General features: G+C 63.2%; 17 protein-coding genes. 9 read left to right on the forward strand and 8 right to left on the reverse strand.

All coding sequences use genetic code 11. The features are described 5' to 3' along the window. Positions 1-254 precede the first annotated feature (254 nt). Entirely contained in the window at positions 255-1,169 is a 915-nt protein-coding gene (gene hemF, locus EJ070_RS16710; protein ID WP_126092352.1) for an oxygen-dependent coproporphyrinogen oxidase, read from the reverse strand. 121 nt (positions 1,170-1,290) lie between these two features. Between hemF and EJ070_RS16715 the strand changes: the two genes are divergently transcribed. Then, the gene (locus EJ070_RS16715; RefSeq protein WP_126092353.1) at positions 1,291-1,548 is read left to right on the forward strand and encodes a hypothetical protein; all 258 of its coding nucleotides are present in this window, start codon (positions 1,291-1,293) and stop codon (positions 1,546-1,548) included. 5 nt (positions 1,549-1,553) lie between these two features. Here the strand turns inward: EJ070_RS16715 and soxR are convergent, their stop codons facing one another. Beyond that, positions 1,554-1,997: a redox-sensitive transcriptional activator SoxR gene (soxR, locus tag EJ070_RS16720; RefSeq protein ID WP_126092354.1), complete on the reverse strand. Its 444-nt coding sequence runs from the start codon at positions 1,995-1,997 to the stop codon at positions 1,554-1,556. A gap of 247 nt (positions 1,998-2,244) precedes the next feature. Continuing rightward, positions 2,245-2,703: a tRNA (cytidine(34)-2'-O)-methyltransferase gene (locus EJ070_RS16725; protein ID WP_126092355.1), complete on the reverse strand. Its 459-nt coding sequence runs from the start codon at positions 2,701-2,703 to the stop codon at positions 2,245-2,247. Between the two features lie 484 nt (positions 2,704-3,187). On the opposite strand from EJ070_RS16725, the gene EJ070_RS16730 reads away from it, so the two are divergent. From EJ070_RS16730 to EJ070_RS16745, 4 genes are read left to right on the forward strand one after another with little or no spacing between them, the layout of a single operon-like run. Further along, complete coding sequence (locus EJ070_RS16730) at positions 3,188-3,604, forward strand: hypothetical protein (RefSeq protein WP_245464903.1); 417 nt, start codon at positions 3,188-3,190, stop codon at positions 3,602-3,604. Positions 3,605-3,630: 26 nt separating this feature from the next. Continuing rightward, on the forward strand, positions 3,631-5,526 hold the full coding sequence (locus tag EJ070_RS16735; RefSeq protein ID WP_126092356.1) for an ABC transporter ATP-binding protein: 1,896 nt from the start codon (positions 3,631-3,633) through the stop codon (positions 5,524-5,526). Continuing rightward, positions 5,523-7,406, forward strand: a complete 1,884-nt coding sequence (locus EJ070_RS16740; RefSeq protein ID WP_126092357.1) for an ABC transporter ATP-binding protein — start codon at positions 5,523-5,525, stop codon at positions 7,404-7,406. Before EJ070_RS16735 ends, EJ070_RS16740 begins: the two co-directional genes overlap by 4 nt. A gap of 9 nt (positions 7,407-7,415) precedes the next feature. Continuing rightward, positions 7,416-7,727: a DUF6665 family protein gene (locus EJ070_RS16745; RefSeq protein WP_126092358.1), complete on the forward strand. Its 312-nt coding sequence runs from the start codon at positions 7,416-7,418 to the stop codon at positions 7,725-7,727. 108 nt (positions 7,728-7,835) lie between these two features. Here EJ070_RS16745 and EJ070_RS16755 read toward each other — a convergent pair whose 3' ends face one another. Beyond that, positions 7,836-8,180 carry a cupin domain-containing protein gene (locus EJ070_RS16755; protein WP_126092359.1) on the reverse strand — a complete coding sequence of 115 codons (345 nt, stop codon included), beginning with the start codon at positions 8,178-8,180 and terminating at the stop codon, positions 7,836-7,838. Positions 8,181-8,493: 313 nt separating this feature from the next. Here EJ070_RS16755 and petA point away from each other — a divergent pair, with 313 nt between their 5' ends. The 4 genes from petA to EJ070_RS16775 all read left to right on the forward strand — a co-directional run bounded on the left by petA (position 8,494) and on the right by EJ070_RS16775 (position 11,898). After that, a complete protein-coding gene (gene petA, locus EJ070_RS16760) occupies positions 8,494-9,054 on the forward strand; it encodes a ubiquinol-cytochrome c reductase iron-sulfur subunit (RefSeq protein ID WP_126092360.1) in 561 nt (186 codons plus the stop codon). Between the two features lie 17 nt (positions 9,055-9,071). Further along, positions 9,072-10,376, forward strand: coding sequence for a cytochrome b N-terminal domain-containing protein (locus tag EJ070_RS16765; protein WP_126092361.1), 1,305 nt, complete (start codon positions 9,072-9,074; stop codon positions 10,374-10,376). A gap of 19 nt (positions 10,377-10,395) precedes the next feature. Continuing rightward, entirely contained in the window at positions 10,396-11,253 is an 858-nt protein-coding gene (locus EJ070_RS16770) for a cytochrome c1 (RefSeq protein WP_126092362.1), read from the forward strand. A gap of 99 nt (positions 11,254-11,352) precedes the next feature. Beyond that, positions 11,353-11,898, forward strand: a complete 546-nt coding sequence (locus tag EJ070_RS16775) for an adenine phosphoribosyltransferase (RefSeq protein ID WP_126092363.1) — start codon at positions 11,353-11,355, stop codon at positions 11,896-11,898. Positions 11,899-11,991: 93 nt separating this feature from the next. On the opposite strand, the gene EJ070_RS16780 is transcribed toward EJ070_RS16775, so the two are convergent. The 4 genes from EJ070_RS16780 to ychF form a co-directional block, all read right to left on the reverse strand. Further along, positions 11,992-12,462: a MaoC family dehydratase gene (locus EJ070_RS16780; RefSeq protein ID WP_126092364.1), complete on the reverse strand. Its 471-nt coding sequence runs from the start codon at positions 12,460-12,462 to the stop codon at positions 11,992-11,994. Next, positions 12,459-12,929 (reverse strand): MaoC family dehydratase, encoded by a 471-nt coding sequence (locus EJ070_RS16785; protein WP_126092365.1) that lies wholly within the window; start codon positions 12,927-12,929, stop codon positions 12,459-12,461. Before EJ070_RS16785 ends, EJ070_RS16780 begins: the two co-directional genes overlap by 4 nt. 122 nt (positions 12,930-13,051) lie before the next feature. Continuing rightward, positions 13,052-14,026, reverse strand: a complete 975-nt coding sequence (corA, locus tag EJ070_RS16790) for a magnesium/cobalt transporter CorA (protein WP_126092366.1) — start codon at positions 14,024-14,026, stop codon at positions 13,052-13,054. A gap of 178 nt (positions 14,027-14,204) precedes the next feature. Then, entirely contained in the window at positions 14,205-15,308 is a 1,104-nt protein-coding gene (gene ychF, locus EJ070_RS16795; protein WP_126092367.1) for a redox-regulated ATPase YchF, read from the reverse strand. Between the last annotated feature and the right edge of the window lie 39 nt (positions 15,309-15,347).

The following is a 15,347-nucleotide window of genomic DNA, read 5'->3' on the forward strand; positions in this document are numbered from 1 at the left end:
CTGGAATGCGGGCACCGTGAGAGCGAGATGAAATCTCGCTCCAGGAAGGCACCCCTCTCGATCAGGGCCGTCCGGTCGCGTCGGGTCGCGGCCCATGGGGAGATGAACGGCCGGCGCTTCCCGACCCGGCAACCTTAAATAACTCAATTTTTTCAAAAGGATATTAGACGAAAAAGAAATCGCGCCTGCCACATTGGCCGCCAAGATTCGGCGTATGGGACATCAATGCGGCCAACCTTGCGTTCACCGGATTTTTACGGCCACTTTACCTCGGGCGGCATGCTGGAAAGGATCGAGGCGACATTGCCGCCGGTCTTCAGGCCAAAGATGGTGCCGCGATCGTGAAGCAAATTGAATTCGACGTAGCGGCCGCGCCGGATGAGCTGTTCGTCGCGGTCGCCGTCGGTCCAGTTCTGGTTGAAATTGCCCCGGACCAGATGGGAATAGACGACGAGGAAAGAACGGCCGACGTCCTGGACGAAACTGAAGTCGGCGTCCCAGCCGCCCTTGTCCTCGCCCGAATGCAGCCAATCGAAAAAGATGCCACCGATACCGCGCGGCTCGTTGCGGTGCGGCAGGAAGAAATACTCGTCGCACCAGGCCTTGAATTTCGGGTAGTCGGCCACGGCTGCGTTCTTCTCGCAGGCGAACTGCATGGCGCGGTGGAAGGCCAGCGTGTCAGGATCCTCCTGGGTGCGGCGCCGGTCAAGCACCGGCGTCAGGTCGGCGCCGCCGCCGAACCAGTGGCGCGTGGTCACGACCATGCGGGTGTTCATATGCACGGCCGGAACGTTGGGATTCCAGGGATGGGCGATCAACGAAATGCCGCTTGCCCAGAAGCGTGGATCCTCCTCGGCGCCGGGGATCTGCTTTCTGAATTCAGGCGAGAATTCGCCGTGGACCGTCGACGTGTGCACACCGACTTTTTCGAAGACCCGGCCGCGCATCATCGACATGGTGCCGCCGCCGCCTTTGCCCTCGTCGCGCTCCCAGGGGGTCTTCTCGAAGTGGCCGGGCGACCATGAGGATAGAGGTCCCTGAAGCTCCCGCTCGATCTGCTCGAACGTGGTGCAGATGCGCTCGCGCAGCGCCTCGAACCAGAGACGGGCCTTCATCTTCTTCTGCTCGATGTCGGCCGGCAGCCCCACGGGAAGGTCAGGTCTTTCCAATTCCGTCTCCAGTTACGGGCTTGCTTGCCCGACAAATGACTCGTCTTTTCAGGGCGCGATCCCTAATCTCTTAAAGGCAAGGGTCAAGTCCTGTCTGACCAAGGCGCAAAGGAGTTCCTTCGTGCGCACCCCGGCAAGACCGCCGCTGGATGGTTTGAAAAAGAGGCTGGAACGCTCGCGGGCCGAACGCGAGAAGCAGCCGCGCGACGGATTCCTGCGCGAGACCTTCGTGCTGCCGCGCCCGGCCGCGCGCCTCAAGGCGAAGGAATGGTTCGAGCGCTTCCCCAAGCAGGCCTACTGGACCGAGATCGAAAGCTGGTTCGAACGGCCGGGCGACGTCATCGAATTCACCATGCGGCGGCTGCCGGCGGCCGACTAGACCGGTCAAGGCGCCAGCAAACGCCTCGCTCCCGTTCCTTCCCTGGCCAGCCTATCGTCCTTGTTCCGGAGCGGACACTTGTCGATCGACATGCAGCCGCAGCCGATGCAGTCGCTCAGCCCGTCGCGCAGCTTCTTCAACTGGCTGATCTTGTGATCGAGCCCATCGCGCCAAGCCGTTGAAAGCAGATTCCAGTCTTCGCGCGTCGGCGTGCGTCCCTCGGGCAGCGAGTGGAATGCCGCTGCGATCTCAGCCAGCGAGATGCCGACCTCCTGGGCGACGCGGATGATCGCCACCCGCCGCAGCACATCGCGGCCATAGCGGCGCTGGTTGCCCGCCGTGCGATGGCTGCGGATCAGACCGCGCGCCTCGTAGAAATGGAGCGCCGATACCGCAACGCCGCTGCGCATCGCCACCTGACCGACCGTCAATTCCTTCACCGCAACCATTTCGCAGTTTCCGCTTGACCTCAAGTTAGGTTGAGCTTGTAGCGAGGAAATCCTGACGAGGCAAATGCAGGAGAAGGCGATGTGCGCCTGGGTGAGAATCGCTGATTACCCTCCCCCTTGCGGGGAGGGTCGTGGAGCGGCATCGCGCAGCGACGCCGCGGAACGGGGTGGGGGTACTTTGTGGCCTTCGACCCCCACCCGGCAAGCTTCGCTTGCCACCCTCCCCACAAGGGAGAGGGTAGGGATCCTATCCGAGCTGGCGGAGCGCTTCGCCCGCGACCATCGCGACGGACAAGGCGACGTTGATGCTGCGCGCGCCCGGCCGCATCGGGATGGTCAATCGCGCATCCGCCGCCTGGTGAACCTCTTCCGGCACGCCGGCGGATTCGCGGCCGAACAGAAGGATGTCACCATTGGCGAAAGCGAAGTCGGTGTACGCGGTCGTCCCCTTGGTGGTGACCAACACCAAACGGCGCGCGCTCGTTCGGCGCCACTCCTCGAAGGCGCGCCAGTCGGCATGGCGGGAAAGCGCCGCCATTTCGAGGTAATCCATGCCGGCCCGTTTCAGGGCCCGGTCGGAGAGCGGAAAGCCGGCCGGCTCGATGATGTCGACACCGAGATCGAGGCAGGCGGCGAAGCGCAGGATTGTCCCGGTGTTGCCGGCGATATCAGGCTGGTAGAGCGCGATGCGGAGACGGCCGTTCATTTCCGCATCCTTCTAATAAGTGGCAGATCGGCCACAGGCGTCTCCAGCTTTCGGCGATTTCTGGACTGGCGGGTGGCCATTTTCTGCGAAGTCGAGTATATGCCGCTCATCGTCAACCCGAACCGAAGGAGGGGGACCACATGATGACCATGCACAACCAGTTCCTTTCCGGGCAGCTCCTCTCCGGGGCTCCAGTACGCCCAACGGCGGTTTCGGTACGACGATTCTTCTGACACTTTAAGACCTATCGCACCGATTCCCGCCGAACCCAGTTTTCGGCTTTCGAAGGAATCTTGCGATGTTTTTCAAACTGCCAAAGGGGCGCCACGCCCCACCTGAACGTGTCGGGACCGACGCTCGTCGTCATGTCGGGACTGACGCTCGTCGTCATGTCCTGACCGATGCAATTCGACCCTCCGGCCGAATGCCGGAGGTCGAACTCGCATCACCCTTTTTAACGCATTTGCACATGGAGGACGGACCGATGTTCGATCCATTCAGAATACCCGGCTCGAGAAGCCTGCACGAGCGCAAGATGGCGACCTGGGCGTTGCTGATCGGCGAGACCTATTCGTCGGCGGTACATGCGCAGGAGCGCCGGCGTCCGCATCGCGGCATGCTGCCGGATGTCGACTTCTCGCGCGCCGTGCCCGACCACAGCCGGCCTTCGCTGGTGCGCCGTGTCGCGAGGCTGTTCCGACCGGGCGAAAAAGCACGGGCTGGCGACAGCCTTTCGTCAGGAGGTTCGGAGCCGTCAGCATCCTCTGGCGAGCCTGTCGGCGAAAAGCCCGCGACACCCTATATTGCGCGAAGCAGGGCCGGCGATGCAGTTGATTCCGTATCGCCGGCCCGCGGCGCAGCGCGGCCGAGAAAGCTTGTCCATCAATCCCGCGCTGCCTGAGCGCATAGACAGTCGAGTGCCCCGGAATGTTCCGCTGGTTTGAAAACAGGCTCGATCCATTTCCCGCCGCGGAGCCGGTCGAGCCGCCGAAGACGCTGATAGCATTCTGCCTGCATTACACGCGCGGCGCCTGGCCCTACATCCTTGGCGATGCGGTGCTGGTGGCGGCGATTGCCATCGCGGAAGTGTGGATGTTCGGCTTCCTTGGCCGCATCGTCGACTGGCTGTCGGGGCAGAACCGCGAAACCTTCCTCGAGACCGAGAGCTGGAAGCTCGCCGGCATGGCCTTCATCGTGCTGTTCGCGCTGCCGGGAACGGTCTGGCTGCATTCGCTGCTCAATCAGCAGACGCTAATGGGCAATTATCCGATGCGCATCCGCTGGCAGGTGCATCGTTACCTGCTCAAGCAGTCGATCAGCTTCTATCAGGACGAATTCGCCGGCCGTATCGCCACCAAGCTGATGCAGACGGCGCTCGCCGTGCGCGAATGCGTCATCAAGGTGCTCGACGTCCTCAACTACGTCATCGTCTATTTCCTCGGCATGCTGTTCATCGTCGGCTCGGCAGACTTGCGCCTTGCCGCGCCGCTCGCCGTCTGGCTGGTCGGCTATATCGGGCTTTTGCGCTTCTTCATCCCACGCCTGGGCAAGGTCGGCGAGGAACAGGCCAACGCGCGTTCGAGCATGACCGGCCGCGTCGTCGACAGCTACACCAACATCCAGACGGTCAAGCTGTTTTCGCATGCACGCCGCGAGGCGGCCTTCGCCAAGGAGGGCATGGCAGGCTTCCTCGACACGGTCTACCGGTCGATGCGGCTGGTGACCGTGCTTTTTGGCTCGCTCTACATTCTGAATGCATTGCTCTTGTTCTCGGTCACCGCCATCTCGCTGTGGCTGTGGTTGGATCAAGCGGTCACGATCGGCGCGGTAGCGGTGGTCATCGGCCTGGTGCTCAGAATGTGGGGCATGTCGCAGTGGATCATGTGGGAGATGTCGGCGCTGTTCGAAAATATCGGCACCGTGCAGGACGGCATCGCTTCGATTTCGTTGCCGCGCCTGGTCGAGGACAGGCCGGATGCGAGGGATATTGCCGTCACCCGCGGCGAAATCCGCTTCGAGGACATCCGCTTCCACTACGGCAAGCAGAAGGGTGTCATCGAGAACCTGTCGCTCACCGTGAGGCCCGGCGAGAAGGTCGGCATCGTCGGCCGGTCCGGCGCCGGCAAGTCGACCCTGGTCAATCTTCTGCTGCGCTTCTACGACCTCGAGGCCGGCCGGATCCTGATCGACGGCCAGGAGATCGCGGCGGTGAAGCAGGATTCGCTGCGCGCGCAGATCGGCATGGTGACCCAGGACACCTCGCTGCTGCACCGATCCGTACGCGAGAACATCCTCTATGGCCGCCCCGACGCGACCGACGAGATGCTGCTGGAGGCGGCGGGCCGGGCCGAAGCGCTGGATTTCATCGGTGCGCTTTCCGACCACGGCGGCCGCAAGGGGTTCGATGCCCATGTCGGCGATCGGGGCGTCAAATTGTCCGGCGGCCAGCGGCAGCGCATCGCCATTGCCCGCGTCATGCTGAAAGACGCGCCGATCCTCATCCTCGACGAGGCGACCTCGGCGCTCGATTCGGAAGCCGAGGCGGCGATCCAGGAGAACCTCTACAAGCTGATGCAGGGCAAGACCGTCATCGCCATCGCGCACAGGCTGTCGACCATTGCAGCGATGGACAGGCTCGTCGTCTTGGACAAGGGCCGCGTCATCGAGGAAGGCTCGCATGAGGAACTCGTCGCCAAAGGCGGGCTCTATGCCCAGCTCTGGCAGCGCCAGTCGGGCGGCTTCCTGCTCGACGACGTGCCGGCCGAGGCCGCCAACGATGCGATTGCCCACGACTTTGATGCCAAGGGTGAAGCCGCGGAATGATGAAAGCCGTTTATCGCTGGTTCGAGCACTGGGTCTACCCGTTCCGCGAGCCGGCGAATCTTCGGCCACCCGCCAGCGTCGGCGGCTTCCTCTGGCACTATGTCGGGCAGGCGAAGCTCGCTTTCTTCGCCATGCTGATCATTGGCGGCATCGCGCCGCTGGTCGAAGCCGGGCTGTTCTATTTCGTCGGACGGCTGGTCGATATCCTCGATCAGCTTCCCGGCGAGCGCAGCTGGCATGCGTTGTGGGCCGCCGCCGGCCCCGAGCTTCTGTTCATGGGCGCGGTCGTGCTTATCATTCGCACGGCGGTCGTCGGACTGGCCGCGTTGGTCGACGAACAGACGATCACGCCGGGCTTCTATAATCTGGTGCGCTGGCAGGCGCACCGGCATGTTTCGCGACAGTCCTATGCCTTCTTCCAGAACGATTTCGCCGGCCGCATCGCCACGAAAGTCTGGCAGGCGGGGCAGGCAACCGGCGATCTGATGGAAAGCTTCATCGAGGTCGTCTGGTTCATGGTCGTCTACACGGTGACGACGCTGGCGCTGGTTGCCGGCCTCGATCTCAGGCTGGCGGCGCTGGTGGTGGTGTGGATCGTCGCCTTCGGCTGTGTGGCCAGGCTCCATCTGCCGGCGGTCCGCAAACATGCCGAGGCGACCGCCGAGGCCGGCTCGATGATCAACGGCCGCATCGTCGATTCCTATTCGAACGTGCAGACGCTGAAGCTCTTCGCCGCCGACGGCGACGACCGCTACATCCGCAGCGGCTTCGATATCTATCTCGATGCGCTGCGGCCGTTCACGCGCAGGCTGACCGGCGTGCGCATGGCGCTGACGACACTTTCCGGCACCATGATCACTGCGATTGCCGCCTTCGCCATCTACTTGTGGGTGGAAGGTTCGATCACGGTCGGCGCCGTCGCCTTCACGCTTTCCCTGGTGCTGAGACTCAACATGCTGCTGGGTCGGCTGATGATGCAGCTCAACAGTATCCTGAGGAATCTCGGCGTGCTCGAGAATTCCAAGGCGCTGATCACGCAGCCGCTCGGCCTGACCGATGCGCCGGGCGCGAAGGAGCTGGTGGTTGGCGGCGGCCGCATCGACCTCAAGAACGTCACCTTCCACTACGGCAAAGGGGCAGGGGTGCTGGACGGCATCGACCTCGTCGTGCGGCCGGGCGAGAAGGTCGGACTGGTCGGCCCGTCGGGCGCCGGCAAGACGACGCTGGCCAATCTCATCCTGCGCCTCTACGATCTCGAGGGCGGCAAGATCCTGATCGACGGCCAGGATATCGCCGAGGTGACGCAGAATTCTCTGCGCGCCAATATCGGCGTGGTCAGCCAGGACACCGCGCTCTTTCATCGCTCGCTGCGCGACAACATCAAGCTCGGCATGCCGGGCGCGACCGACAGCCAAGTGATCGCCGCGGCGCGGAAAGCCGAGGCGCATGACTTCATCATGGGCCTGCGCGACAATCGCGGGCGCGTCGGCTACGAGGCCTATGTCGGCGAGCGCGGCGTGAAGCTGTCCGGCGGCCAGCGGCAGCGCGTCGCGATCGCCCGCCTTTTCCTCAAGGATGCGCCTATCCTTATCCTCGACGAGGCGACCTCGGCGCTCGATTCCGACATCGAGGCGGCGATCCAGGAGAATCTGGCACGGCTGATGGAGGACAAGACCGTGATCGCCATCGCGCACCGGCTGTCCACCATCGCCGCGCTCGACCGGCTGGTGGTGCTCGATGGCGGGCAAATCGTCGAACAGGGTACGCATGACGAGCTGGTGGCGCTCGACGGGCTCTATGCGCGGCTGTGGAAACGGCAGTCCGGCGGCTTCCTGTTCAATGAGGAAAGCGTGCTGGAAGAGACGCGGCCGGCGGAGTAGAAAACGGTCATGTCGGTACGGATGCCTTCGAATTTCGGACGCTCAGGCGTGCAGGAAAGCGCGCTCGACCTGCTCGGTCACGAGATCCTCGCCGAGAAGGCGGCGGCCCTTGGCCGCGCCGGCCAGCGCGTCGAGGAGACGCTGGCGAAGCTGCGTGAGAACGGCGATGGCGAGCATCGCAACCGGCTGCTCAAGGAGGCGGCGGACGCCGTCCACGGCTATTTCATCCAACGCGAACTCTGCGGCTTTCGCCGGCACGACGCCGTGATCCGCGAATACAACATCCCGAGGGCGGTGCTGGTCAGGCTCGGCGCCAGCTAATGCATGTCGCCCAGAAGTGTACACGGTTCTGGGGCAACGACATGCATCAAGACAAGGACTTAAAGCGCGTCGCCTGAATCCGTTTCAGCGCGACGCGCTTTAGGAAACCTATTCAAGCCATTCGGTAATGAAGCTGCCATTCTCGTGGATGTCGGTGGTCTCGAGCGGGCCGGGGCCGAGATTGCTGAATTTGTGCGGCGTGTCGGGTGGCACGATCAGGATCTGGCCGGCGGACGCCTCGATCCGCTGGTCGCCGACGGTAAAGAGGGCCTTCCCTTGCCGGATGATGAAGATCTCCGCATAGGGATGCTTGTGCAGGCGCGGGCCGCCGCCGATTCCCGGCATATAGTTGAAGATCAGGCAGCTTCTGGAGCCGAAGGCGCCGCATTGCAGCTCGCCTTGCCAGCGGTCCGGGGCTTTCGCCCATTTGTCGCGGTCGATGACATGCGCCATGGCCGGAGATTAGACCGGGCCAGCGGTTCCTGTCGAGGTTGACAAGGCCCCGATTTCGCCCAAGATTTCCCTCTGTTTCACGGTGTCTGACGCTGCGCAGGCGGAGCGGCAACCCAGGCTGCGGCACATCCCCGCGACAATCTGCCCTTGTGCCTTCACCCGTCTGGACAAAAACGGGCTTCACGCATAAACCGAACCTCCAAATGCCGGAGGAATTCGCTAGCCTGTTCGCCATGCGCTGTCGGGCCGGCGCGATTGAGCGGGGACAAGGCTCGGCCGCCGGCACGGAAAGAGGCGAAAGGATCAGGCACCCGTGAGCGCAACCGACATCCACGATCCCAACCGTCGCGATTTTCTCTATATCGCCACCGGCATGGCCGGCGTGGTCGGCGCAGGCGCCGTCGCATGGCCGTTCATCGACCAGATGCAGCCGGATGCCTCGACGCTGGCGCTGGCTTCGGTCGAGGTCGATGTCTCTTCGCTCCAGCCCGGCAGTTCGCTGATCGTCAAGTGGCGCGGCAAGCCGGTCGTGGTGCGCAACCGCACCGAGAAGGAGATGAAGGACGGCGAGGCTGTCAGCCTCAACGACCTCAAGGATCCGATCGCGCGCAACGCCAACCTGCCCTCCGACGCGCCGGCGACCGACGCCAACCGCACCACCCCCGGCAAGGAAGCCTGGATGGTGATGGTGCAGGTCTGCACCCATCTCGGCTGTATCCCGCTCGGCCAGGAAGGCGATTTCGGCGGCTGGTTCTGCCCGTGCCACGGCTCGCAGTACGACACAGCCGGCCGCATCCGCAAAGGCCCGGCGCCCGAGAACATGGCGATCCCGGTATTCAAATTCATTTCCGATACCAAGATTCTTATCGGCTGAGGCAGGGGGATATTTCGATGAGCGAGGGACACTCCACCTACACGCCGAAGACCGGCATCGGACGCTGGGTCGATGCGCGCATGCCGCTGCCCAGGCTGGTCTATGACAGCTTCATCGCCTATCCGGTGCCGCGCAACCTCAACTACATGTGGACGTTCGGCGGCATCCTGTCGATCATGCTGGTGGCGCAGATCCTGACCGGCATCGTGCTGGCCATGCATTACACGTCCGACACAAATCTCGCCTTCGATTCGGTCGAGAAGATCATGCGCGACGTGAATTCGGGATGGCTCTTGCGCTACCTCCATTCCAACGGCGCCTCGTTCTTCTTCGTCGCCGTCTACATCCACATCTTCCGCGGTCTCTTCTACGGTTCCTACAAGGCGCCGCGCGAGCTGCTCTGGATTCTCGGCTGCATCATCTACCTGCTGATGATGGCTACCGGCTTCATGGGCTACGTGCTGCCTTGGGGCCAGATGAGCTTCTGGGGCGCCACCGTCATCACCGGCTTCTTCAGCGCCATTCCGCTGGTCGGCAACTGGATCCAGGAACTGCTGCTCGGCGGCTTCGCCGTCGACAATCCGACGCTGAACCGCTTCTTTTCACTCCACTACCTTCTGCCGTTCATGATCGCCGGCGTCGTCGTGCTGCACATCTGGGCGCTGCACGTCGTCGGCCAGTCGAACCCGACCGGCATCGAAGTCAAGTCGAAGACCGATACGGTCGCTTTCACGCCCTACGCCACCATCAAGGACGCGTTCGGCATGATCGTGTTCCTGTTCTTCTTCGCCTATTTCGTCTTCTATCTGCCGAACTATCTCGGCCACCCGGACAACTACACGGTCGCCAACCCGCTGAAGACGCCGGCCCACATCGTTCCGGAATGGTATTTCCTGCCGTTCTACGCGATCCTGCGCGCCATCACCTTCAATATCGGGCCGATCAACTCCAAGCTCGGCGGCGTGCTGTGCATGTTCGGCGCCATCGCCATGCTGTTCCTGGTGCCGTGGCTCGACACCTCCAAGGTGCGCTCGGCGGTCTACCGGCCCTGGTACAAGCTGTTCTTCTGGCTGTTCGTGGCCGACGCCGTCCTGCTGGGATGGCTGGGCTCGCAGCCGGCGGAAGGCAGCTACGTGTTCATGGCGCAGATGGCGACGCTGTTCTACTTCGCCTTCTTCCTGGTCGTCTTGCCGGTGCTCGGCCTGATCGAGACGCCGCGCAGGCTGCCGAACTCGATCACCGAAGCGGTGCTGGAAAAGAAGAACAAGGGGGCCGGCGGGCATCCGGCAGGCGCGGTGAGCGCGCCGGAAACCAAAGGCTGAGAATCTGAGGGGATTTGGCATGAAGAAGATTCTCACCTCGCTGGCGCTGCTTGGCCTGGTGGCCGCGGGCACAATGGTCGCCGCTGCCCAGGAAGGGCATCAAGAGGCAGCGCCGACGCATTTCCCGATCAACGAGCCGAAGGAAATGAGCTGGAGCTTCGCCGGCCCGTTTGGCACCTATGACAAGGGCCAGCTGCAGCGCGGCCTCAAGGTCTACAAGGAAGTCTGCTCGGCCTGCCACTCGATGAACCTGGTGGCGTTCCGCACCTTGGAAGGGCTTGGCTATTCTGAAGGCCAGATCAAGACGCTCGCCGCCGAATACACCATCCATGACGGCCCGAACGATGCCGGCGACATGTTCGACCGCCCGGGCAAGCCGTCGGATCACTTCCCGGCGCCATTCCCGAACGAGCAGGCCGCCGCTGCAGCCAATGGCGGCGCCGCTCCGCCGGACATGTCGCTGCTTGCTAAGGCGCGCGGCGTCGAGCGCGGCTTCCCGCGCTTCGTCTTCGACATCTTCACCCAGTACGCCCAGGGCGGCCCGGATTACATCCACTCGCTGTTGACCGGCTACGACCAGACGCCGCCGGCCGGCATGGTGATCCCGGAAGGCACGCACTACAATCCGTACTTCCTGTCCGGCGTGTCACTGAAGATGCCGAAGCCGCTCTCGGACGGCCAGGTGACCTATGACGACGGCTCGCCGCAGACGGTCGACCAGTATTCGCGCGACATCGCAGCCTTCCTGATGTGGGCGGCGGAGCCGCATCTCGAGGACCGCAAGAAGACCGGCTTCCGCGTGCTGGTGTTCCTGGTGCTGTTCGGCGCCTTGGTCTACATGACCAAGCGCAAGGTGTGGGCCGACGTGGCGCACTGACCCGTCTGGCATTTCAGAAAAATGCGAGGGCGCCGAACGGGCGCCCTTTTCTTTTCGGCTGCTTGCCGGCAAAACTGTACGGCAACGGATCAACCGCCCATGAAATCCTCCCTCGAAGACACGCTGCTCGCGGCCATCCGCACCATTCCGGATTATCCCAAACCCGGCATCCTGTTCCGCGACATCACCACGCTGCTGGGTGACGCTCGCGCCTTCCGCCGCTCCATCGACGAGCTGGTGCATCCCTATGCCGGGCTGAAGATCGACAAGATCGCCGGCATCGAGGCGCGCGGCTTCATCCTGGGCGGCGCCGTCGCGCACCAGCTTTCGGCCGGCTTCGTGCCGATCCGCAAGAAGGGCAAGCTGCCTTACGAAACGGTGCGCGTCGCCTACAGCCTCGAATACGGGCTGGACGAGATGGAGATGCACAAGGACGGCGTTTTAGAGGGCGAGAAGGTGATCCTGGTCGACGACCTGATCGCCACCGGCGGCACGGCTGAAGCGGCGGTGAGGCTGCTCAGGCAGATCGGCGCCGATATCGTCGCCGCATGCTTCGTCATCGACCTGCCGGATCTCGGCGGGCGCCGGAAGCTGGAGGCGCTCGGCGTGCCGGTGAGGACGCTGATCGGGTTCGAGGGACATTAGTGAGTAGTGAATAATGAATAGTGACTACTCACTACTCACTACTCACTACTCACTACTCTCCATCGCCATTCACCATTCACCATTCACCATTCACTACTCCACCTTCACCAGCACGGCGCTGTCGAACTCGATGACCTTGTCGCCGGTCGAATCGAACCCTTCCGAACGCAGCGTGAGCAGGCTCCAGCCGGGGCGGCCGGCAAGGGGGCGGTGGGCAAGCGCGGTGCGGGTGAAAGTCACCGTCTCGCCGGCGTAGACCGGCTTCAGCCATTTCAGGTTGCGGAAGCCTGGCGAGGGGCCGAATTCGGGCTGCGGACCGGGGCCGGTCCAGCGCACACCCTCGGTCTCCATGCGCTTTTCGAGGTTGTATTTCATCCAGGTGGAGGCGGTGTGCCAGCCGGAGGCGCAGAGCCCGCCAAGCACGCTCTTCCTCGCCGCCTCTTCGTCGACATGGAAGACCTGCGGATCGTATTTGCGGGCGAAGGCCTTGATCTCGTCCGCTTCGAATTTGTGCGAGCCAAGCGTGACGGTTTCGCCGATCAAGAAGTACTCGTCCAAAATCATGATTGGCCCCGTGCGGCATCACGCGCGAGGAACATGCCGGTGTTCTCGAGCTCGAAGACGCATTCGCCGCGCTGGTTGAACAACTCGCTGCGCATGCTGACGAGGCCGAGCTGAGGCCGGGATTTGGACGGGCGCTTGGAAAGCACGGTGACCTTGCCGGTCAGCCGGTCGCCGGCCAGAACCGGCTTCTTCCATTTCACAAGGTCAATGCCCGGCGAGCCCTGCGAGGTCGAATCGAGCAGGAAGGCGTCGCACAGCATGCGCATGAACATCGCGCAGGTGTGCCATCCCGAGGCCGAAAGGCCGCCCAGGATGCTTGCCTTGCCGGCGTCCTCGTCGAGATGCATCGGCTGGGCATCGAATTCGCTGGCGAACTCGATGATCTCGGCAGCGCTCACATCCTTGCTGCCGAGGTTGAGCGAGGCGCCCTCGACGAAATCCTCAAAGGCCCATGTCTTTGCGGTCATGTCGGCAATCCGGTTGAAGAACGCGTGATCCCTAAGGTCGGGCAACCCGGATGCAGGCCCAAGGCAATTTGGTCAAGTCCTTTCTGGTAAGCCAGCCGATTGCCGGCCGGCCGATAACGCAATCAGAGCCAGCCGCGCCGGCGGAAATACCAGAAGGGCAGGATCGCCGAGATCACCATCAAGGCAATGGCGAATGGGTAGCCGTACTCCCATTTCAGCTCGGGAATCAGGTCGAAGTTCATGCCGTAGATCGAGGCGACCAGCGTCGGCGGCAGGAAGATGACGGCGGCGACTGAGAAAATCTTGATGATGGCGTTCTGTTCGATCGAGATCATGCCGAGCGTGGCGTCGAGCAGGAAGGAGATCTTCTGCGACAGGAAGGTGGCGTGGTCGGCAAGCGATAGCACGTCGCGCGACAGTGTCTTGACGCGGGCCCGCACATCCTTGCTCATCTTGGTCTGGGCCGCGACATGGGTGAGGAAGCCGGCAAGGCGCTGCAGCGAGATCAGGCTGTCGCGGATGGAGGAAGCGAGATCCTCCTTGCGGCCGATGCCTTTCAGGAGCTCCTGGAAATCGCGGTTGCGCTTCGAGGCCTTGGTCGAGCGCGCCTCGAAGATGTCGCGCGAGATCGCTTCCACATCGCGGCCGGCGCGCTCGAGGATGTCGGCCAGCCGATCGACGATCGCTTCCAGCAGACCGATCAGGATGGTGTCACCGGTGGTGCAGCCGGTCGCGACTTTCTCGGCGCGCAACGGGAAGGTCTTGAAGGCCTTGGGCTCGTGGTAGCGGATGGTGATCAGCTTGTTGCCAGCAAGCGCGAAGGTCACCGGCGACATCAAGGGGTCGTCGCCCTCGGTCTGGGCCGGCAGCACGGCGGTCATGAAGTAGCCGCCATCCTCGACGTAGAGGCGGCTCGAAATCTCGATCTCCTCCATCTCCTCGCGCGTCGGAATGGCGATGCCCAGCCAGCCCTCGATGACGGCCTCTTCGTCCTTGCTCGGGTTGAACAGGTCGGCCCAGACGACCCTGTCGCCGTCTCGCACGAGGTCATCGGTGACGCGCAGGCGATCATTGTCCACGACGAAGGCCTTGATCATCGCCGGGTCTCCCTTGCTGGACCAAAGAGATTTCGTTCGAGCGCCGTCAGGATCGCATGGGCTGTGGCAGCCCGTGGGCACCAGCGGATTAGACCCGCGACCTTGCCAGGTCAAGACAGACGGCGGGGCGCCCCGCCGGAGGGCAGGCCCACTGGCGGAATCGAGCCGCCGCGACGACTTACGTGTTGAACTTGAACAGCATGATGTCGCCGTCCTGGACGACATATTCCTTGCCTTCGTCGCGCGCCTTGCCGGCTTCCTTGGCGGCCACTTCGCCGCCCAGCGTGATAAAATCGTTGTAGGAAATCGTCTGGGCGCGGATGAAGCCGCGTTCGAAATCGGTGTGGATGACGCCGGCCGCCTGCGGCGCCTTATCGCCTTTGTGGATCGTCCAGGCGCGCGTCTCTTTCGGCCCGACGGTGAAATAGGTGATGAGCTGCAAGAGCTCGTAGCCGGCGCGGATCACCTTGTTGAGGCCCGGCTCATCGAGGCCGATCGAGGCAAGGAATTCCATTTCCTCCTCGTCGGAAAGCTGAGCGACTTCCGCCTCGATCGCCGCCGAGATCACCACCGTGCCGGCGCCCTGCGCGGCGGCCATTTTCTCAACCGCTTTTGTGTGCTCGTTGCCGGTGGCAGCGTCGGCCTCGGCGACGTTGCAGACATAGAGAACGGGATGCGACGTCAACAGGTTCAGCCCCTGAAGAATGCGCAGGTCCTCCGGCGCGATGCCGTTGAGCAGGAAGCGTGTCGGCTTGCCGGCCTGCAGCAGCTCGAGCGCCGCCTCCATCATCGGCAGCACGGCCATTGCCTCCTTGTCCTTGCCGGCGGCGCGCTTGCGGAACTGGACGATGCGGCGCTCCAGGCTTTCGAGATCGGCGAGCATCAGTTCGGTCTCGACGGTCTCGGCGTCGGCGACCGGATCGATGCGGCCTTCGACATGCGTGATGTCGTCATCCTCGAAGCAGCGCAGCACGTGAACGATGGCGTCGACCTCGCGGATGTTGGCGAGGAACTGGTTGCCCAGGCCTTCGCCCTTGGAGGCGCCGCGCACCAGGCCGGCGATGTCGACAAAGGAGATGCGGGTCGGGATGATCTCCTTCGACTTGCCGATTGTCGCAATCTTCTGCAGGCGCGGATCGGGCACCGCCACCTCGCCGGTGTTCGGCTCGATGGTGCAGAAAGGATAGTTGGCGGCCTGCGCGGCGGCCGTCCTTGTCAACGCATTGAACAGCGTCGACTTGCCGACGTTGGGCAAGCCAACGATGCCACATTTGAAACCCATTTTTTCCGGTCCTATCGGGAATTCGAAATTTGGTGAGGG

The sequence above is a fragment of the Mesorhizobium sp. M1E.F.Ca.ET.045.02.1.1 genome, from assembly GCF_003952485.1.
Taxonomy (GTDB): domain Bacteria; phylum Pseudomonadota; class Alphaproteobacteria; order Rhizobiales; family Rhizobiaceae; genus Mesorhizobium.